The 20,222-nt window shown below is 39.0% G+C and carries 18 protein-coding genes; 8 read left to right on the forward strand and 10 right to left on the reverse strand.

Going from position 1 to position 20,222, the window contains the following annotated elements; genetic code table 11:
* Nucleotides 1–37: 37 nt before the first annotated feature.
* Nucleotides 38–760 (forward strand): energy transducer TonB, encoded by a 723-nt coding sequence (locus tag EXE09_RS03175; RefSeq protein WP_087552698.1) that lies wholly within the window; start codon nucleotides 38–40, stop codon nucleotides 758–760.
* Here EXE09_RS03175 and EXE09_RS03180 read toward each other — a convergent pair.
* From EXE09_RS03180 to EXE09_RS03215, 8 genes are all read right to left on the reverse strand, one after another.
* On the reverse strand, nucleotides 757–1,182 hold the full coding sequence (locus EXE09_RS03180) for a YqaA family protein (RefSeq protein WP_130116322.1): 426 nt from the start codon (nucleotides 1,180–1,182) through the stop codon (nucleotides 757–759). The two genes, EXE09_RS03175 and EXE09_RS03180, sit on opposite strands and share 4 nt — an antisense overlap.
* 28 nt (nucleotides 1,183–1,210) lie before the next feature.
* On the reverse strand, nucleotides 1,211–1,495 hold the full coding sequence (locus EXE09_RS03185; protein ID WP_130116323.1) for a hypothetical protein: 285 nt from the start codon (nucleotides 1,493–1,495) through the stop codon (nucleotides 1,211–1,213).
* Nucleotides 1,496–1,559: 64 nt separating this feature from the next.
* A complete protein-coding gene (locus tag EXE09_RS03190; RefSeq protein WP_087552701.1) occupies nucleotides 1,560–2,177 on the reverse strand; it encodes a glutathione S-transferase N-terminal domain-containing protein in 618 nt (205 codons plus the stop codon).
* A 291-nt stretch (nucleotides 2,178–2,468) separates the two neighbouring features.
* The gene (infC, locus tag EXE09_RS03195; protein ID WP_086322731.1) at nucleotides 2,469–3,020 is read right to left on the reverse strand and encodes a translation initiation factor IF-3; all 552 of its coding nucleotides are present in this window, start codon (nucleotides 3,018–3,020) and stop codon (nucleotides 2,469–2,471) included.
* Between the two features lie 5 nt (nucleotides 3,021–3,025).
* Nucleotides 3,026–4,948 carry a threonine--tRNA ligase gene (gene thrS / locus EXE09_RS03200; protein ID WP_130116324.1) on the reverse strand — a complete coding sequence of 641 codons (1,923 nt, stop codon included), beginning with the start codon at nucleotides 4,946–4,948 and terminating at the stop codon, nucleotides 3,026–3,028.
* Between the two features lie 443 nt (nucleotides 4,949–5,391).
* Entirely contained in the window at nucleotides 5,392–6,552 is a 1,161-nt protein-coding gene (locus EXE09_RS03205; RefSeq protein WP_130116325.1) for an alanine racemase, read from the reverse strand.
* Nucleotides 6,553–6,628: 76 nt separating this feature from the next.
* The gene (locus EXE09_RS03210; protein ID WP_130116326.1) at nucleotides 6,629–7,927 is read right to left on the reverse strand and encodes a D-arabinono-1,4-lactone oxidase; all 1,299 of its coding nucleotides are present in this window, start codon (nucleotides 7,925–7,927) and stop codon (nucleotides 6,629–6,631) included.
* Between the two features lie 12 nt (nucleotides 7,928–7,939).
* Nucleotides 7,940–9,688, reverse strand: coding sequence for a neutral/alkaline non-lysosomal ceramidase N-terminal domain-containing protein (locus EXE09_RS03215; RefSeq protein ID WP_130116327.1), 1,749 nt, complete (start codon nucleotides 9,686–9,688; stop codon nucleotides 7,940–7,942).
* Between the two features lie 136 nt (nucleotides 9,689–9,824).
* Here EXE09_RS03215 and EXE09_RS03220 point away from each other — a divergent pair, with 136 nt between their 5' ends.
* From EXE09_RS03220 to EXE09_RS03240, 5 genes are all read left to right on the forward strand, one after another.
* Nucleotides 9,825–10,874 (forward strand): AraC family transcriptional regulator, encoded by a 1,050-nt coding sequence (locus EXE09_RS03220; RefSeq protein ID WP_130116328.1) that lies wholly within the window; start codon nucleotides 9,825–9,827, stop codon nucleotides 10,872–10,874.
* Between the two features lie 231 nt (nucleotides 10,875–11,105).
* A complete protein-coding gene (locus EXE09_RS03225; RefSeq protein WP_130116329.1) occupies nucleotides 11,106–12,752 on the forward strand; it encodes an acyl-CoA synthetase in 1,647 nt (548 codons plus the stop codon).
* A 453-nt stretch (nucleotides 12,753–13,205) separates the two neighbouring features.
* Complete coding sequence (locus tag EXE09_RS03230) at nucleotides 13,206–15,008, forward strand: acyl-CoA dehydrogenase C-terminal domain-containing protein (protein WP_130116330.1); 1,803 nt, start codon at nucleotides 13,206–13,208, stop codon at nucleotides 15,006–15,008.
* Nucleotides 15,009–15,200: 192 nt separating this feature from the next.
* A complete protein-coding gene (locus EXE09_RS03235; RefSeq protein ID WP_130116331.1) occupies nucleotides 15,201–16,982 on the forward strand; it encodes an acyl-CoA dehydrogenase C-terminal domain-containing protein in 1,782 nt (593 codons plus the stop codon).
* 157 nt (nucleotides 16,983–17,139) lie between these two features.
* Complete coding sequence (locus EXE09_RS03240) at nucleotides 17,140–17,700, forward strand: hypothetical protein (RefSeq protein ID WP_130116332.1); 561 nt, start codon at nucleotides 17,140–17,142, stop codon at nucleotides 17,698–17,700.
* 6 nt (nucleotides 17,701–17,706) lie between these two features.
* Here EXE09_RS03240 and EXE09_RS03245 read toward each other — a convergent pair whose 3' ends face one another.
* Nucleotides 17,707–18,330, reverse strand: a complete 624-nt coding sequence (locus EXE09_RS03245) for an FMN-binding negative transcriptional regulator (RefSeq protein WP_130116333.1) — start codon at nucleotides 18,328–18,330, stop codon at nucleotides 17,707–17,709.
* 144 nt (nucleotides 18,331–18,474) lie between these two features.
* Between EXE09_RS03245 and EXE09_RS03250 the strand changes: the two genes are divergently transcribed.
* On the forward strand, nucleotides 18,475–18,969 hold the full coding sequence (locus EXE09_RS03250; protein ID WP_111861207.1) for a phosphate-starvation-inducible protein PsiE: 495 nt from the start codon (nucleotides 18,475–18,477) through the stop codon (nucleotides 18,967–18,969).
* A gap of 85 nt (nucleotides 18,970–19,054) precedes the next feature.
* On the opposite strand, the gene EXE09_RS03255 is transcribed toward EXE09_RS03250, so the two are convergent.
* On the reverse strand, nucleotides 19,055–19,567 hold the full coding sequence (locus EXE09_RS03255; protein ID WP_130116334.1) for an RcnB family protein: 513 nt from the start codon (nucleotides 19,565–19,567) through the stop codon (nucleotides 19,055–19,057).
* A gap of 171 nt (nucleotides 19,568–19,738) precedes the next feature.
* On the opposite strand from EXE09_RS03255, the gene EXE09_RS03260 reads away from it, so the two are divergent.
* Nucleotides 19,739–20,197 carry a hypothetical protein gene (locus tag EXE09_RS03260; RefSeq protein ID WP_130116335.1) on the forward strand — a complete coding sequence of 153 codons (459 nt, stop codon included), beginning with the start codon at nucleotides 19,739–19,741 and terminating at the stop codon, nucleotides 20,195–20,197.
* Nucleotides 20,198–20,222 lie beyond the last annotated feature (25 nt).

Below are 20,222 nucleotides of genomic sequence, written 5' to 3' on the forward strand. Positions count from 1 at the left end.
TAAACGACTAAAACTGCGATATAACACTTTATACGATATGAAAAAAATATTTTTAATCAGTACCGCACTCTTACTTAACCAATCAATCCTTGCAGACGTCGCGCAAACATCTTCTGCCCAACAAGCGGCTGAACTTACACGGGATTCAGCACAATGGCGCATCGCACCTCGCATTCGTATCCAACCCTGCGACCTTGAAAATCAAAACCGTAAACTTGATCTTCAGATCACAGCAAATCCGCAAGGGAAAGTGACTGATGTAAAAGTTTTAGAAAGTACTGGGGTTGACCATCTCGATCAAAAGATTATAAAAACGGTATATGCATCTCGCTTTAGACCCACTGGCGAAACTTTTACTGTGAGCCAAGCATTTGCTTTAAATTTCACAGGACAACCAACAGCATCATGTAGACCTGTAAAACAGCAAAATACTTGTGTGTATTTATTTGAAACCAAAGTTTTAGGCGAACAGATTTTAAAACATAAGACGCCTTTTCAATATAGAGAAGTGCCTAAATTCTTTATTCACAAAGATGAACTAAAAGGTGAAAGCAGAGAAGTTCATTTTTCTTTTAAACTTTCCAATAAAGACCAAATCTCAAATATTAAAATCAATAAAAGCTCTGGTTTAAATCATCTTGATCAACAAGTGATTTCAGCGCTATCCACAACGAGAATCACTTCTGATAAAAAATGGTGGCAATTTTACAAAGTGACACATCAAGATCAGATTGTATTTGACCTGAATAAATGTCCTTAAATCAGACCTAAGTAAACCCAATAAATAAACAGATAGCGCCCTGCTTTTGCAATTGTGACGATGAATAGAAAGCGCCAAAAGTTTTCTTTCATCAAACCTGCAATGAGTGTGATTGGATCACCAATCACGGGCGTCCAACTCAACAACAAAGACCAGAAGCCATATTTTTGGTAAATACCTTCTGCTTTCAGCATATTGTGCTCAGAGACAGAAAACCATTTCTTATTTTTAAATCGCTCTATTCTCAAACCTAAATACCAATTCACACACGAGCCTAATACATTACCTATCGTTGCAATAATAAGTAATAAATAAGCTGAATATTGCGTTTGCACCAACAACCCAAGCAATACCGCTTCGGACTGTAAGGGCAATAAAGTTGCTGCACCAAAGGCAGATAAAAAAAGTAAAAGATAAGCCATGAAAATGCAAAAATAAGCGATGCTTAATTTACAAATTTAAAGATTTTTTGGTTTTAAAATATTGAATATTTGCAACAATAATTGCCACGACAATCACTGCAAGACGTGCCCAAGAATAACGCTGTGCTATCGGATCAATCGTCGCACGTAATACTGAGGTATCTTGCACTTTTACATCGGGCAATAGGCTCTGAATATGCACCACTTCCACGATATATAACACTGAACATAGGGCGATCCCCATAATCACGCACCAATAAATTTTAGGATTTTTTTCTAAAATATACGTGAGATTTAAAAAGAATGCTTTCATTGCTCATATCCAACATTAAAAAACCACCAGATTTGGTGGTTCAGCAGTTTAGCATATTCTGATTTTAAACTTTGATGGATAATGCACGTTGAACGGCTGGACGTGCAGTTAAACGCTCAACATATTCTTTCACATAAGGATAATCATCTAAATCAATTTGTTGCCACTCATGGCGTAAAACCCAAGGTAAGATTGCCATATCTGCAATCGAATACTCACCTGCCACATATTTCTGACCGATCAATTGATGATTTAGAACCCCATATAAACGCTTTGTTTCAGTCACATAGCGATCTATGGCGTAAGGAATTTGCTCTTTGGCAAATTTTCCAAAATGATGATTTTGTCCAAGCATTGGACCAAAACCGCCCATTTGCCACATCAACCATTGCTCAACCTCAACACGTTCTTGCTCATTTTCAGGATAATATAAGCCTGTTTTACGCCCTAAATATTGTAAAATCGCACCAGACTCAAACACTGAAATCGCTTCGCCATTTGGGCCATTTTGATCGACAATGGCTGGAATTTTATTATTTGGGGATATGCGTAAAAAATCAGGTTGGAATTGATCATTTTCTAAAATATTGATCGGGAAAATTTGATAATCCAAACCCATTTCTTCAAGTGCGATGGTAATTTTATGACCATTGGGTGTCCCCCAATAATACAGATCAATCATATTTCATCCTTCCGCTTTCTCGCGTATTTTCTATATTTTATGACTTAAGTATTGTACTTTTATAACATGATTTTGCTAAATCGAATATGTCATCAATCAAGATATTTTCATAATTTATTCTAAAATAAAGCAATAAACTCATATTAAACAATCCTAATTATCATATTTTGATATTTGAATTAGGACACTATTAAAGTTTATCTATCCAAAAAACCAGCGCCATTAAATCTGAAAACGCTGTCCATAAAAAAAGCACTGCAAATGCAGTGCTTTTTTAAGATAAACAAGGGATTACTTTTTCTTTTTAGGACCAAGTAACATACCCATTTGACGACCTTCCATTTTTGGTGCTTGTTCAACAACACCACACTCAGCCACATCTGCTTCAATTTTTTGTAATTGAGCAAGACCCAACTGTTGGTGAGCCATTTCACGACCACGGAAACGTAGAGTAATTTTGACTTTGTTACCTTCCTCAAGGAACTTGAGAATAGCACGCAACTTAACGTTGTAATCACCAACATCTGTACCAGGACGTAACTTGATTTCTTTGACCTGAACTTGATGCTGTTTCTTTTTCGCATCTTTTTGCTTTTGCTTCAGATCAAATAAATGTTTGTTGAAATCCATGATTTTACAAACAGGCGGTTCTGCATTTGCCACAATCTCAACAAGGTCAAGATCTGCGTCTTCAGCAGCACGCAACGCTTCTGCAAGCGTTACAATACCTTTCTGTTCACCATCTGCAGCAACGAGACGGACTTCTTTTGCCTTAATCTCGTCGTTCAATGCAGGACGATTGCTTTTAGCACCTTGTTGTTGGTTACGGTCAGGCTGTTTAATCTTTCTTACTCCACAATGTACCGGCCGCGTTCGGCAACGGCTGCTTTCACTAAGTCAACAAATGCATCAATTGACATAGTACCTAAATTTTTTCCAGAACGGGTACGTACGTTTACAGTACCTTCTTCCACTTCTCGGTCCCCAAGTACCAATAAGTATGGAATACGCTCTAATGTACGCTCACGAATCTTAAAGCCGATTTTCTCATTTCTCAAGTCTGAAATTGCTCGAATTCCATTTTCTTTGAGTTTTGCGACCACTGACTCACATGCTTCCGCTTGTGAATCTGTAATATTCATGACACATGCTTGGATTGGCGCCAACCATGGTGGCATAAAGCCAGCGTAGTGTTCAATAAGTATACCAATAAAACGTTCAAAACTGCCAAGAATTGCACGATGCAACATCACAGGATGGTCACGATCGTTATCTTCTGTTACATAAGAGGCATCTAAACGTAACGGCAAGTTAAAGTCACACTGAATTGTACCACACTGCCAGATACGACCTAAACAGTCCTTCAATGAGAATTCAATCTTCGGACCGTAGAATGCGCCTTCACCAGGCTGTTCTTGCCAATCAAGACCTGCTGTATCTAAAGCATCTGCCAAAGATTTTTCAGCAACATCCCAAAGCTCATCTGCACCGACACGTTTTTCAGGACGTGTAGACAATTTCATTTGTACTTCTTCAAAGCCAAAATCTTTATACACATCTAAAGTGAGCTTAATGAAATCTGCAACTTCTTTACCAATTTGTTCAGTGGTACAGAAAATATGTGCATCATCTTGAGTAAAGCCACGCACACGCATGATGCCGTGTAAAGAACCTGATGGCTCGTTACGGTGACAAGAACCGAACTCAGCCAAGCGAATTGGCAAATCACGGTAAGACTTCAAGCCTTGGTTAAACACTTGTACGTGACATGGGCAGTTCATTGGTTTTACAGCATAGTTACGGCTCTCAGACTGAGTCGTAAACATATTGTCTGCATAGTTGGCTGCGTGACCTGATTTCTCCCAAAGTGTAAAGTCTACAATTTGCGGAGTACGGATTTCTTCATAGCCATTGTCTTGTTGAATTTTACGCATGTACTGTTCAAGCACTTGGTAAATTGTCCAACCATTTGGATGCCAGAACACCATACCTGGTGCTTCTTCCTGCATATGGAACAAGTCTAAAGCTTTACCGATTTTACGGTGATCACGCTTTTCAGCTTCTTCGATACGTTTGATATAAGCAGCGAGTTCTTTTTTATCTGCCCAAGCAGTACCATAAATACGTTGCAATTGTTCATTCTTCGCATCACCACGCCAGTACGCACCAGACATTTTAGTGAGTTTGAATGATTTTAAGAATTTAGTATTCGGTACGTGTGGACCACGACACATGTCTACGTATTCTTGATGATAGTACAAGCCCATTTGCGTTTCATCAGGCATATCTTCAATTAAACGTAACTTATAATCTTCGCCACGCTCAGTGAACAATTTGATCACTTCAGCACGTGGTGTCATTTTTTTGATGACATCATAATCTTCATCGATCAGCTTTTTCATGCGTGCTTCGATGGCAGCCATATCTTCAGGTGTAAACGGTTTTTGACTGAAAATGTCGTAATAGAAACCATCTTCAATGACAGGACCGATCACCATTTTGGCTTCAGGAAAAAGTTGTTTTACCGCATGTCCCACAAGGTGAGCACATGAGTGACGAATGATTTCAACACCTTCCTGATTTTTAGGGGTAATGATTTCCAGTGTTGCATCTTCGGTAATTAAATCACTTGCATCGACTAAGCGACCATTCACTTTACCTGCCAGCGTATTTTTCGCCAGTCCAGGTCCAATACTTTGCGCAACTTCCATCACAGAAACTGCTTGATCAAATTGTTTTTGATCGCCATTTGGCAATGTGATAATAGGCATATTTAAAAATCCTTAAGGAGTGATGCCCCGTACAATAGAGCATATCACCGCGAGATTATGATCGAGGGAAACCCTCAAAAGATAAAATCGGTGGAACAGAATAAAAGTGTGTCGAATTTTACACCTTAAATCGGCTTTTATAAACCTTTGTCAAAAAATTATGTTCAATCCACTTCTATTAAACCTCTTGCGTAAATCAAAAAATAAGCAAGCATTAAATCCAAATATTAATCTAAAAAGCATCAGGAGTTCCTTCTCTTGCGCCATATATAGCTCAGGGATGAGGAGGTAACTCCGCAAGAGGATGAGGGGATTTTTAAAGAAAAACCTCTCCCTAACCCTCTCCTAGCAGGAGAGGGAACCTCCATTTTTGGCTCATTCACTTTGGAAATTACTTTCGCAAGAGGTCTATTAATTCGAAATTTTATGAGAAAATATAAAAACTACTCTCTAAACGTCTCGCACGCTTCAAATTGGCGATTTTTATAAAACCAAAGTTTGGCAAATTGCGGAATAATCGCTTCACTCTGTGTCGGTCTTAAAAAGACAAAATCATCGACATCAATTTGCGTCTGTTTTGGCACATTGACCATTTCCTGATTGGTACTGCGTCCATACAATGCATGTGGATGAATACCTTGCGGATGGACATAATCCGCCATCCAATAACCACCATACACAAACAAAGCCTTAGTTCGATGTGGTAGACGATCTAAAAGTGTCAATCCAGGCAATTGTGTATAAGGCAATACTTTCAATACAGGGGTTGCGATCCACAATGCGGATTTTAAAACATGTAAACTCTCAGAATCAAAATCACTCGGTTTCAACAACATCGAACCAAAAGCCAAATCATTACATACACTTTGTTCCACATGAAACGCAAAAGTTGGACTTCCGCCACCATTGAAACAAAGCTCATCATGCCAAAGCTGTGGAAATTGTCGTTGAATCAGCAATTGATAGTTTTGATAGATTTGCTGAGATTCTGCATAAGCCTCTTCAGCTTTTTTGATGATCGATGGGAGTTTTGTCACATGTGCGTCATAGCCCATCAACCCTGCAAATTCTAAATATTCAGCATGTGTCTGAATGAACGCTAAAATAGATCGTAAATCTTGTTCTGATGACACACCACCACGATGCAAACCGACATCAATTTCTATACTTATTTTCAGTTTGATCGCAAACTTTTTAGCAACGTCTAAATACTGCTCAAGGCGTTGTTGTGTATCCACCAACCATTGAATTTTTGCATACTGCCAATGATGATTTTCTTGATAAAAATGTTGCAACAACGACACAGGCATTGGCTTTCCAAGCAAAACATCTGCATCTGAAAATGTTTCCAAAATCGGCAAGAGCTGTGGCAAATGAAATACCATAAAGCGTTGCGTCGCCAGCCGTTGACTGATCTGTTTCAGTAGTTCCAAACATGCCAATGACTTCACCACCAAACGAGGTTGTACATGTGGCACATACTGAAATTTCTTTTCTGCATAATGCAGGTTTTGTTCAAATGCTTGAGCATCTACAATCAGTCGTGGCAAAGCCAATTCACTCTGCTTCAAGTCTTGATTGAGTTGTGCAAAAAAATGATTCATATCCTGCCCTTTTTTATATTTTAAACGTCATGCCAATGTTACTTTTCCATCAATAGCACATTCAAAGTCCATCAACTCATTCTGACAAAAATAATTTTTCTAAATACGGATTCAAAAATTTCCGCTCAGGATCCAAGTACTCACGTATTTGTTGAAAATGATCCCACATCGGATACATAGCGCGTAATTGCGCTGTGGTCATGCTGTGCATTTTCCCCCAATGTGGACGACCTTGATAGCGCTGTAAAATGGGTTCAATTTCATTAAATAACAATTGTGGATCTTGCTTAATGTATTGATGTATAGAAATCGAAATCGAATCACGCTGATAAAATGGACTTAGCCAAATATCATCGCCTTTGACAAAACGAAACTCTATCGGGAAAAAAGTTTGCTGTTTGGATTGTTTCATCTTGGCAAGCACTTCCTGCAAACAATCCACGCCCAGCTCGACAGGAACTTGATATTCCATTTCATTGAACTTGGTATTGCGTGGCGTTGGAAATATCTTGCTCGACCAATCCACAAAAGTTGTTGGCTGAATAAATACCCCCAACAGCTTTTGTAATTTCGGATTTAACGAGGGAAATGTCTTGGTCAACTCACAACACACCGTCAATAATGTATCTTCTGATGGAAAAGCATTTTTACGTGGCTGAATTTCTTCTTCCGAAATATCCAAGGTTTTCAACATCAACTTAGACGCATGTGAAAAGGCAAAACATTCGATATGCCGGTGTTCATTTTTCCATTGTGCAATATTTTGTATAAAGTCCTGCACATCACAGAGCTTCACATGTTCTTTGAGCTTATAACGTGGTTTATTTTGCATGGTGATTTTGGTCAAAATCCCCAATGTGCCAAGTGATACCCGCCCTGCATTGAAAATATCAACATTTTCATGACGATTACAACGCAAGATCTCGCCTGATGCAGTGAGTAATTCAAACGCCTCAACATAGGCTGAAATACAATGTAAATCAGTGCCTGTACCATGTGTTCCTGTCGATACAGCTCCTGCCAAACTTTGTTGATCAATATCGCCCTGTTGCATTAAAGATTGTTGAATCGGTTGTAAATACTGATCTAAATTAAATAAGCGTGTTCCTGACCAAATACTCGCTTGCGACAAAGCAGAATTCACTTGATCTACCCCTGCAATATGATCCAATGACAACAATGTTGCATCGGTGCAGACCAATGGTGTGAATGAGTGCCCTGCGCCCACCACTCGAATTTTAGAATGGTTTTGTACGATATTTTTTAACTCATCAATATTTTGCGGTTTCAGAATTTGCGTGGGTTGTGACTTTTGATAACCCGACCAATTATTCCATGTCAGTGATTTTTTATTTTGAGTCAATGCTTGATTCATAACGCTCATCCTTTAGCGTACGGCTGTTTTTAAATTGCCGTGATTGGTTCTTTTTTCTAATTCATGTTTTGGAATCTCTGCGGGGCGTGTCGTCTGATCATATTGACGCTGCGAAGACTCTAAATTTAACTGCTGCGAAAGTTGTTGAAACTTGAATTGAATCGCTGCATGTGTCCATTGCCCATATAAGGTATGCGCACCCTCATAGGCTTGTTGCTGATATTCTTCATTGGTGGTGATATAGCCCATATAGTCATTGCAATAAGACACCAAACAGGTTTTTTCCAATGCAGAATTCCCTGCCAATTGCTTCACTACAGTTTGAATCACCCTTTGCCCTGCAGTTGTGGTGATTTCACCTGGGCAACAAACCAATACCAATTGACCAATTTTTAAAATTTGCAGTGGAATAACACTCGGTACCAATGGACTGACTTGAATCGCACCTGCTTTGACTTGCCGATTCATTTCCGCAATTAAAGGATCAATAATGCTTGGTGAAATATCTATATTCTGACCAAATAATCGATTTTCAGCGCTTTCCAATACAATATCTTTTGGAAATTGTGAATCATAAAGTGCTTTGTATTTTAAATAATCTGGCGCATTTGGATTCGCCAAGCGTTTTTTACGCACTTGCTTTGAAAATAAAGACATCACTTGGGTAATCGGTTTTGCAGCACCTTGACCATCGATAGGTGTTCCGCGAAAAAAACCTACACCATGACATGCCACACTGGTTTTAGCATTTTCAACACCATTGCTAAACTCAGCAGGTACATCTATTTGACTTAGATTCACATAACTGAGTACACCATCCAAATCACCTTTTAACCATGTCACTGACGCATGATGGTTACTCAATGCTTTTATTGCCAACTCACTTTGAAAACGCCCATTTTGTTCAGCATATTGATATTCTTTTTCGCCTTTAATTTGTTTGCGAATCTTATCTTGCTTCGGACCATGAAAATGTGGCGATACATCACCTGCGGTCGCTTGAGCAAAAATCGCGACAGGATATTCAACACCTTGAGCTTGTAGATATTGCTCACTTAAAGCAGAGGCATAGCCCTTATTGTCTCCATCATGGGCTTTTAAAGTATTGCCCAAACAGGTTGCATGCACGCCAAATAAGGAAATTAAAGCATGCAACTGTTTTTCTTTTTTCTCATTATGACGATAAAAACCGAGCAATTGCATTTCACGATTCAACGCCAAATGAGTTTCTGTTTCAACTCTTTGCACGACATCTGGATTGCGATTATAGGCTTGCAATGAACGATTCCAAGCAACGGGGATTTGATCTGAAAACTGACAAGTTTGATAACAAATCTCAGTTTCCTGTTCTGCATCCATCGCATTGAAAATACTTTGCGTAACCGCTTCAATCACAGCATTTAAATGTTCAGGTACAAAACCAGGTGTCGGCATATTATAAAGTGCTTCATAGGCACAGCCTCCTGGTGCTGAATGCGTATGCGTTGCCATCATCAATAATTTTTGTTCATCAAACTTATCTGCTAATTTTTGTTTTAAAGCATCCACGACACCTTGGCGCATCGCATAGGTAATACAACCAAAATCCAAACAACACATTATCGTAGGCTGTGTCTGTACAGAATCTCGAATCGTAAATGTTCTGGCAAATAAAGCGGTGCGTTTTTCATAAGCACGATGCGTCCAGGAACCAAAGCCGAACATAGCAAAACCTTGTGCTTGTATGTGTATTTCCTGCTTATCCCAGCCGACCATAAACATAATTAAAATCCTTTATTTTCCGTCTTTAGTGTAATTAAATCTTTTACAATATCAGAAGCAGATTGAATCTTAATCAAAAATATGCGATACCAACGAGGGTAAAAGCAACAATAATAAGGGGGGCGAATCGGACTTCATGAGCGAACAGCAAAAGGAATTTGCCAATTCTCAATACTATATACCACCGATGATTTTGACCAGTTTGATCCACTATGCAGAACAACAACACTGGTCTTATGCGGAATGGTTTTCAACACAAAGTTTAGACTTGGAACAAATACGCCAAGGACATGGTTTTGTCGAGTTTTCAGAAATTTGTAGCGTCATTTCTCAGGCAATTCAACAAACACAGCAACCTCACTTAGGCGTTTTACTGGGCAGCAGCGAAGGTCAAATTTCAATGGGAATTTTAGGTTTCGCGATGCAAGCCTGTAAAACCGTAGAAGAAGCGATGCAAACCGCCCTGCACTATTACCCTATTTCAGGGAGTGTCTTAGACATTTCTTTTAATATTGTGAATGATTATTGCGAAATTGAACTGAGTGAGCGGAGTCATTGTGGGGATTTAACCGCTTTTTTTTGTGATGAAGCCTTTGCCAGTATGATCACCTGTTTAAACATGATGCTAGGGGATCATCATGATTTGGTTCGCTTAGAATTAAGTTATGATCATTCTGTTTATTTAGATGACTACCAAAAATTTTTCAATTGTCCAATCCTGTTTAATGCCCATAGAAACTTGATTCGATTTAATGCGGCAATTTTAGCAAGAGCCATTAAAACTTATAGCCCTGTCAATTTTCAATCGGCAATTCAAATCTGCGATCAAGCCTTAAAACAGTTTGAGCAAATGAATCAACATAGTTTGGTCAATGTGTTACAACATCTTATTGAAAGTCACTTACCTGATCGTTTCGACATGCAACAAGCAGCTCAACATTTTCATATCAGTGAGCGCCATCTACGCCGTTTATTGCTCAATGAAGGTCTAAATTTTCAACTACTCAAACAACAAGTTTTAGAAACGAAAGCCAAACAATGGATCGAAGATAATCAATCCATCAGTGAAGTGAGTTTCAAATTGGGCTTTAGTGAGTTGCGTGAATTCCGCCGTGCATTTAAAAAATGGACAGGATATTCACCTACAGAGTACAAAAAAACTAAACTCTTGGGTTCAGTTTCTTAGTGCTTTATTTAACCAAATGTAAATAGTAGAAAGATTTATGCGAATATAAAAATTATATTATTTTATTTATTTTCAATAAATTAAATAAAAAAATCATTCTTCAATAAATTCTAAGTATGTAAATGCATTTACATTTAGAATAAATACTCGACTAAAGAATAAATGCATTCAATTCACGATATGCATATCTTTTAGGCATGGAAAATAAAACAAATACAGATGGAGCTTTACATGGTCAGTGCATACGATGAATTACCACGCACACCTGCCAATTTCGTAGCATTATCTCCGCTACGTTACTTAGAACGCGCAGCATATATTTACCCACATCAAGATGCGATTGTACATGGTGCACGACGTATTTCTTGGCGTGAAACTTATGCCCGTTGCCGTCAATTTGCCCATCAATTACAAAATCTAGGCATTCAAAAAAATGATACAGTTTCGGTGCTTTTACCGAATACTCCAGCCATGGTTGAAGCACATTTTGCTGTGCCAATGGCGGGTGCAGTTTTAAATACACTAAATACGCGTTTAGATGCAAAAACCATTGCATTCATGTTGGAACATGCTGAAACCAAAGTACTTTTGGTTGACCCAGAATTTGCAGCAATGGCGCAGGAAGCGGTTGCACTGGTACCACAAGAGATTTACATCATCGATGTCGCAGATGTTGAATATGAAGCCAATGATTCTACTGCACGTATTGGTCAGATCGAATATGAAGACTGGTTAAGTGCTGGCGATGAAAACTTTGAATGGCACTTGCCTCAAGATGAATGGGATGCGATCAGCCTAAACTATACTTCTGGTACGACGGGTAACCCGAAAGGTGTGGTTTATCATCATCGTGGTGCGTATATCAATGCAGCAAGTAATATCATTGCCTGTGGCATGACACCACGCTGTAAGTATTTATGGACACTACCTCTATTCCACTGTAATGGTTGGTGTTTTGCATGGACGATTGCTGCTAATGGCGGTACTAATATTTGTTTACGCAAAATTGATCCTGAACTTATTTTCAAACTGATTGATCAGTACCAAGTGGATTACTTCTGTGGTGCGCCGATTGTCTTGTCGATGTTGATTAACACACCTAAAGACAAACAAATCAAATTTAATCATCGTGTTGAAGTGATGGTGGCGGGTGCTGCGCCTCCTGCTGCAATCATTGAAGGTATGCATCATATTGGCGTGCAAGTGAATCATGTTTATGGTTTGACTGAAACTTATGGTCCTTCTGCGCTGTGTGCATCACAAGCAGGTTGGAGTGAGTTGTCGATTCAGGAACAAGCACAGCTTCATTCGCGTCAAGGTGTACCTTATCCATTACAAGATGGGATGCGTGTGCTTGATCCTGAAACCATGCAACCTGTACCGAATGATGGCACGACCATGGGTGAAATCATGTTCCGTGGCAACATCGTGATGAAAGGTTATCTGAAAAATACCCAAGCCACTGAAGAAGCCTTTAAAGGTGGTTGGTTCCATACGGGTGATTTGGCAGTGTGCCAACCTGATGGTTATGCAAAAATCATGGATCGCTCAAAGGACATTATCATTTCAGGTGGTGAGAATATTTCATCGCTTGAAGTTGAAGAAGTCCTTTATACCCACCCTGCGATCATGACTGCGGCTGTAGTAGCAAAACCTGATCCTCGTTGGCAAGAAGTCCCTTGTGCATTTATCGAACTGAAACAAGGTGCTGAAACCACACCAGAAGATGTGATTGAATTCTGTAAACAGCATTTAGCTCGCTTCAAAGTGCCAAAAGATGTGGTGATTTGTGAGATTCCAAAAACCTCGACAGGTAAATTACAGAAATTTGTACTACGTGATTGGGCGAAAGAGCGTTCAGTCGGTGAGTTTAATTAATCGGGATAATGCCCATTCATTAATAAGAGAGGTGGCATAAGCCACCTTTCTTTTTGAGCTGTTTTTCCTTCTAGCGACTAAGAGCTGATCCACCATATTCGTTTCTCTTTCACCAACTGATTTAAAATCGTCAAATCAGCAACAATTTAAGTTATTTTTCAAAACACATTCCACGCTATTGAAGCGATATACGCACCAATCCCGCAAGACACAACTGTTTACGATTTTGACAATTTGTATCCTTATTTTTCAGTGAAAAGTGTTTACACTCAATGCACTTACAACTTTCAAGCTATTTTTCTTTGACTTTACAGTCACAGAGAAATAACCATGAAATACTTGTACGTCACTATAAGATGTTGCACGATGTACTAGAACAAATATGTGTCAGTGAAGACACATTGTATTTATCAAGATTATAAATCTGGTTTAACCAGTATTGAGGAACCCGATATGCCACAATACAAAGCGCCCTTACGTGATATGCACTTCGTTTTGCATGAATTATTAAATGCTGAAGAACATTACGCGAAACTACCTGCATTCCAAGAAACCGTAAGCCGTGAATTGATTGATCAATATTTAGAAGCTGGCGCGGATTTCTGTGAAAATGAATTATCTCCATTGAACCAAATCGGTGACCGTGAAGGTTGTACCTGGAACGATGGCGTTGTAACCACACCTACGGGCTTTAAAGCAGCCTATGACAAATATGTAGAGCTAGGCTTCCCTTCTCTTTCTGTACCTGAAGAACATGGCGGCCAAGGCTTACCTGGTTCTTTAGCAACGGCTATTTCTGAAATGGTCGGTTCTGCAAACTGGGCATGGGGTATGTATCCTGGTCTTTCTCATGGCGCAGTACGTACCATTGAGCATCACGGTTCTGCTGAACAAAAAGCAACGTATTTACCGAAACTTGTTTCAGGTGAATGGACAGGTACCATGTGCTTAACAGAATCACATGCAGGTTCTGACTTGGGTATTATCCGTTCTAAAGCTGAACCACAAGCAGACGGTAGCTATGCGATCTCTGGCGAGAAAATCTTTATCTCTGCTGGTGAACACGATATGGCAGAGAACATTGTTCACATCGTTCTTGCTCGTCTTCCTGGTGCGCCTAAAGGTACTAAAGGGATCTCTTTATTCATTGTTCCAAAATTCAATGTCAATGCTGACGGTTCTATTGCAGACCGTAATGGCGTACGTTGTGGTTCGATTGAACACAAAATGGGTATCCATGGTAACGCAACTTGCGTCATCAACTTTGATAACGCAAAAGGTTATTTGATCGGACCTGAAAACCGTGGTTTACATGCAATGTTCACATTTATGAACACTGCACGTATCGGTACTGCTGTACAAGGTCTGACTGCTTCTGAATCTTCATTCCAAGGTGCTTTGGCTTATGCAAAAGACCGTTTGGCAATGCGTTCACTTTCAGGTCCTAAAGCACCTGAAAAAGAAGCAGATCCAATCATCGTACACCCTGCTGTACGTAATATGTTGATGACACAAAAAGCGTATGCTGAAGGTGGTCGTGCACTGGTTTACTTCCTTTCTCAATACGCTGACGTTGTTGAACAAGGCGCAACTGAAGAAGAACGTAAATTTGCTGACAACATCTTGTCTCTACTTACACCGATTGCAAAAGCATTCTTGACTGAAACAGGTTCAGAATCTGCGAAACACGGCGTACAAGTATTTGGTGGTCATGGATTTATTTCTGAGCATGGTATGGAGCAAATCGTACGTGATACACGTATCTCTTGCTTATACGAAGGTACTACAGAAATCCAAGCACTTGATTTGTTAGGTCGTAAAGTTTTGGGTACTCAAGGTGCAATGTTGAAAGACTTCACTAAGATCATCCACAAATTCATCGAAGCAAACAAAGACAATGCTGAATTAGCTCAGTTCCTTGAGCCACTTGCTGCGCTGAATAAAGAATGGGGCGACTTAACCATGCAAATCGGCATGAAAGCAATGCAAAACCCTGATGAAGTTGGTGCTGCTGCAGTAGATTACCTCTACTTCTCTGGTTATGTAACGCTTGCATTCCTATGGGCACGTATGGCGCTTGTTGCACAACAGAAATTGGCTGAAGGTTCAACTGAAACTGGTTTCTACAATGCAAAAATCAAAACAGCTCAATTCTACTTCAAGAAAATCTTACCACGCGTTCGTTCACACGTTGACGTGATCGCAGGTGGCTTAGATCCATTGATGGCATTAGATGCTGAAGACTTTGCATTCTAATTTGACTGTCTAAACAGTCAGCTAAAAAACTGTACTCAAGAGTGCAGAAATAGAGAAAGGACGGTCATAGCATTCACCGTCCTTTTTCTTTATAAATAACCATTATTCAACTTAGGTCCCCTAACAACATTCACAAATGTTGCTTAAACTGATCTGAGTTAACAGATTCAAACAATAAACAGGTGAACCCACATGCCAATTTATAATGCGCCACTTGCAGATATGAAATTCATTTTGAATGATGTTTTCAATGCAGAACAATTCTGGCAATCAAATGAAAAGCTTGCTCATGTTGATTCAGCAACGGCTGAAGCAATTTTGGAAGAAATGGCGAAATTTGCCCAAAATGTCACTCTGCCTTTGAACCGTACTGGTGATGAAGAAGGTGCGCATTATGAAAATGGTAAAGTGACCACACCTACAGGCTTCAAAGAAGCATTTAAACAATACGCTGAAGGCGGTTGGATTGGTCTAGGTGCAGATGAAGAATGGGGCGGTCAAGCAATGCCTAAGATGCTGACTGTACTTGCTGACGAAATGTTATTTGCAACTAACCCATCATTCATGCTCTACCCGCTTCTTTCTGTGGGTGCAGGTATGGCGTTGAACAGCTATGCATCTCAAGAGCAAAAAGAAACCTATTTACCGAAAATGTATACAGGTGAATGGTCTGGTACCATGTGTTTGACTGAACCTCATGCAGGTACAGATTTAGGCATTATCAAAACTAAAGCTGAACCAAATGCTGATGGTACGTACAACATCACAGGGACAAAAATCTTCATCACAGGTGGTGATCACGACCTTTCTGAAAACATCATTCACCTTGTTTTAGCGAAAACACCTGATGCACCTGCGGGTTCACGTGGTATTTCACTCTTCATCGTACCAAAATTCATTGTCAATGCTGACGGCTCTTTAGGCGAACGCAATACAGCAGGTCCGGGTTCAATTGAACACAAAATGGGGATCAAAGCCTCTGCAACATGTGTGATGAACTTTGATGCAGCCAAAGGTTATCTTGTAGGTAAAGAAAACCACGGTCTTGCAGCGATGTTCGTGATGATGAACTATGAACGTTTGTCTATGGGTATCCAAGGTCTTGGTGCTTCTGAATATGCCTATCAAAATGCTGCTCAATATGCAACAGATCGTTTACAAGGTCGTAGCGCACAAGGTGTTCAATCACCAAGCAAACCTGCGGATAGCATCCTAGTACACGGTGATGTACGTCGTATGTTATTGAATGCTCGTGCAAACAATGAAGCATCTCGTGCATTTGCAGTTTATGTCGGTCAACAATTAGACATTACTAAATTCTCTACAGATCCTGAAGCGGTTGCTGCTGCCAACAACCGTGTTGCATTACTCACACCAATTGCAAAAGCCTATTTAACTGATACAGCATTTAATGCAGCAATTGATGCACAAATGGTCTTTGGTGGTCATGGCTTTATCCGTGAATGGGGCATGGAACAATGTGTACGTGATTTACGTATTGCACAAATCTATGAAGGCACCAACGGCGTTCAATCACAAGATTTAATTGGTCGTAAAACTATTAAATGTAATGGTGAATTCATTGCTGAATACATCGCTGAAATCCGTGATTTTGCCAATGATTTAGACTCAGATTTGAATTTCATCAAAGACGCAACTTTAGATGTTGCGACTGAAATTGAAGTCGTGACTCAGCGTATTATTGAACGTGCGCAAGAAAATGCGGACTTCTCAAATGCTGTTGCTGTAGATTACTTACATGCTGTGGGCTTACTCAGCTTTACGTATATGTATGCACGTATTGCCAAAGCGGCAAAAGCCAAAGAAGGTCAATTCTACCAAGACAAATTGGCATTGACACATTACTTCATTCAGCGTGTATTGCCTGAATTAAGTTCTCGCGTTGCGAAGATTAAATCAGGTGCAGAAGTGATTATGAGCTTTAGCGAAGATTACTTTACCAATCAAGCTTAAGTTCAGAACTCTTAAATAAGTTTTAGACTTTGAGAATACCCTCAACTTGTAAAAGTTGGGGGTGTTTTTTATAGATTTTCTTCTATCAATAAACAGGTATTATCTAAATCTATTAGCATGTCTGATTTTACCTTAACTATATGGACTATTTGAAAAGATGAAATTTATAAATAAACTATTAAACACTATCTTTATTCTTGGTATTTATTCAAACACTTCTTTTGCTGAAAATCCAACTGAAAAATCTATTACCTATGCTAAAGCTTCAGCACAAAAAGTTTTTAGTAAAATTTATTCATGTGAATATAAAATATTTTATACAAATTTAGAAAAACAAAAAAAATTTGATAATGATGAAATTGCTAAATCAGCCTTACCCTTTATTTACTCAAAAAACACGAACAGTATTTATCAATATGAAGAAAGTCCAATTATACAGCCACCTAAAAATTTAATTATAAAAGTCGACTTTGATTTAAAAATGGATAATAAGGCATACAACATCACAATTACCCCTAGTACAGATTCAGCAAGCCTCGATAAAAGTATTCAAAATGCTTTTTCAATAGCTAAATTTTCAACACACAAAAATTTCTGGTGGGGTAATACTTTAAAACTCTCTGATGAAATACGATTAGAAAAAACTGAAAACTGTCAAATTCGCAACATCTATAATGAAGAACAGCTTTCACGTTGGCGTAAACAAGTATTTCCCTGAATATTATTAAAGTCGATACTTCCTCACCGACTCCGCCATTTCTGGATTCTCCATTTCCAAAGCCTTTGCGACATTTTCCGCATCCACTGCACTACGGTTCTGACTGACCTTAAACTTCCCCACAATCGACTTGATCTGAATTTCAATCGCGATAATTTTTTCTAATTGCTCCTCAATAAAATCCTGGGGTGCATCGCCCATTTTCCAAGGAATCTCTTGCGTTGCTTCATGTGTTCGAGTCAAACGAGCTAAGACACCGCGTAAACATTTTTCATCTTCGACTTTACGAAGCATACCTTTAACATGTACCACACGATAATTCCATGTCGGTACGACGCGATGATGTTCTTGTTTGCCCTCATACCAATTTGGTGAAATATACGCTTGATCCGCCTGAAAAATCACATAAGCTGATTGGTCATTTTCAAGTAAGGCAAATAATGGATTGGCTTTGGCAATATGACCACGTAGAACACCAAACTCACCGATAGAACGATCCAATTCCAAAGGAATGTGATTGGCTTCGATCTCTCCCTCATGCACCACCATGACACTTGCCAATGGATTATTTTCAATCAACTCAAAAAGTTCAGTTAAATCTTCTTGTTTAAAGTGGGTTGGTAAGTACATTTTTATTGTCATCAAATTACAAGGGCAGAAATAACATAACATCAAAAATGATTATTTCTAAATCGAAAAATATTCATTTTCCTTTCATGTGCATGAAATTTGCATGGTTTTAAATAACTTAAAACCTAGACAATTGAGGATGTGATGAATAAAGACCCACGTATTGAAAAAATTGAAAAACTCCTCGATAAATTTGGCAATATTGCTGTAGAAGCCTTTCACTATTTAGCACTTTTTATTATCGGCTGTATGATCGCATGGTCGGCAGTGCATACCATTATTGATATTTTAACCGTAAAAAAATACGCTACGATTGATGATATTTTATTGTTATTCATTTACCTAGAACTTGGCGCAATGGTCGGAATTTATTTTAAAACCAATCACATGCCTGTCCGTTTCCTGATTTATATCGCCATTACTGCGCTGACTCGCCTTCTTATTTCAGATATTCAACATGACCATAAAGCGGATATTGATCAACTCATTATTACAGGCTCAATCCTGATTTTAGCCATTTCAATTTTGATCGTGCGCTTTGCTTCTTGGAAATTTCCTTCTGTCATTCGAGAAAAACACCAAGATCAACCACTTCCTTACGGTAAAACGCCAAAACCTGAGGATGATGAATTGGCTTAAAAATCAAATTTTTTACAAAAATCCACCTCACCCTAACCCTCTCCTCAAGGAGAGGGAATTATCTTAGTGATTGATATCAATTTATCTAGCGATCATTTGGAATCTGTACATAACGCCCATTTTCAAAAACCCAATGCATTCCTGCTTGTGGATCAGGCAAACCATAACGACGCCAATCACTAATCAAGGTATATTGCGAACTTTTAATCGTCCCATTTCCATTGACATAACCATAGCTGTTTTCAGAGTAGGTTGTCTGTGTTGGAAACTGATGATTATAAATAATCGTTACACCATTTTGTGGCGGATAAACAGGATAAGGGCGATCTGGATAACCATGATCTGGGTAATTTTGATGAGGATAATGCGGGTAGCTTGGATAGTTCGGATACGGTCGATTATTCTGAGGTCGTATCGGGACTTGTTCAGACATCGGACGACCATACTGATCCGTATAAGTATACGTTCTCGTCGGGGATTGATGCTGATGACGCTCTACACTTCGATAATTGCCCCAGTCCTTTCCATCTGCCCAAGTTGTTGTATAAGCACCTGAAAGCAGTAATGCAAATAAACTAAAATTGAGTATTTGTTTCATTTCTACCCCCACGTAGATGACTCATTAACTGTAATCATAATCCACAATCTAAGACAAATAATGAATAATTTATAGACAAAATTTAACTCATTTCTATGATTATTGCCTATCCTGAGTCTATTCTGAACTGAATCTGATAAAATATCGTTTTCTTCTGATGGATGCTGAATTGTGGCTGAACCAAGTTTTGACCGTTTACATCAATTTTTCTGTAAAGTGCCGAGTGTGCAAGAGGCTTTTATTGATAGCTATGGTTCAGATGGAAAGTCGGCTTGGTGGTTTAAATTTCAGATTAATATCGAACATCCTTTAGCATGGCAAACCGTACAAGAATTAGGACATGTACTTAATTACATTTCTAAAAATGAACGCCTACCGACTCAATTTTTACCTGTTTCACCACCACCTTATATGAATGGTGATGCAAAACAATTCCTTTCATGGGTGATTCAATGTAATCATGCTGACTTCCCACCTGACGTTGTTTGCGATTGGCTAGAAGCACGTTTACCGAAACCTGTCGATGATCTTGAGAAGTGGAAAATTAAAACCGATATCAAAGAATTGGATCAGGTATCTGATAAAGATTTGGATAAAATGGTTCCACCGAATCCTGAACCTAAAAATTAAAAAGTCTATTCCTCTTGCGGAATCT

Origin of the sequence: Acinetobacter sp. WCHAc060025 (genome assembly GCF_004209355.1) — a bacterium.
Classification (GTDB): domain Bacteria; phylum Pseudomonadota; class Gammaproteobacteria; order Pseudomonadales; family Moraxellaceae; genus Acinetobacter; species Acinetobacter wuhouensis.

Coding starts and splice junctions, on each gene's coding strand:
- EXE09_RS03240 (WP_130116332.1), top strand. CDS start 17,140: ATGAAATTTATAAATAAACTATTAAACACTATCTTTATTCTTGGTATT.
- EXE09_RS03255 (WP_130116334.1), bottom strand. CDS start 19,567: ATGAAACAAATACTCAATTTTAGTTTATTTGCATTACTGCTTTCAGGT.
- EXE09_RS03190 (WP_087552701.1), bottom strand. CDS start 2,177: ATGATTGATCTGTATTATTGGGGGACACCCAATGGTCATAAAATTACC.
- EXE09_RS03210 (WP_130116326.1), bottom strand. CDS start 7,927: ATGAATCAAGCATTGACTCAAAATAAAAAATCACTGACATGGAATAAT.
- EXE09_RS03225 (WP_130116329.1), top strand. CDS start 11,106: ATGGTCAGTGCATACGATGAATTACCACGCACACCTGCCAATTTCGTA.
- EXE09_RS03175 (WP_087552698.1), top strand. CDS start 38: ATGAAAAAAATATTTTTAATCAGTACCGCACTCTTACTTAACCAATCA.
- EXE09_RS03205 (WP_130116325.1), bottom strand. CDS start 6,552: ATGAATCATTTTTTTGCACAACTCAATCAAGACTTGAAGCAGAGTGAA.
- thrS (WP_130116324.1), bottom strand. CDS start 4,948: ATGCCTATTATCACATTGCCAAATGGCGATCAAAAACAATTTGATCAA.
- EXE09_RS03250 (WP_111861207.1), top strand. CDS start 18,475: ATGAATAAAGACCCACGTATTGAAAAAATTGAAAAACTCCTCGATAAA.
- EXE09_RS03235 (WP_130116331.1), top strand. CDS start 15,201: ATGCCAATTTATAATGCGCCACTTGCAGATATGAAATTCATTTTGAAT.
- EXE09_RS03215 (WP_130116327.1), bottom strand. CDS start 9,688: ATGTTTATGGTCGGCTGGGATAAGCAGGAAATACACATACAAGCACAA.
- EXE09_RS03245 (WP_130116333.1), bottom strand. CDS start 18,330: ATGTACTTACCAACCCACTTTAAACAAGAAGATTTAACTGAACTTTTT.
- EXE09_RS03220 (WP_130116328.1), top strand. CDS start 9,825: ATGAGCGAACAGCAAAAGGAATTTGCCAATTCTCAATACTATATACCA.
- EXE09_RS03230 (WP_130116330.1), top strand. CDS start 13,206: ATGCCACAATACAAAGCGCCCTTACGTGATATGCACTTCGTTTTGCAT.
- EXE09_RS03185 (WP_130116323.1), bottom strand. CDS start 1,495: ATGAAAGCATTCTTTTTAAATCTCACGTATATTTTAGAAAAAAATCCT.
- EXE09_RS03180 (WP_130116322.1), bottom strand. CDS start 1,182: ATGGCTTATCTTTTACTTTTTTTATCTGCCTTTGGTGCAGCAACTTTA.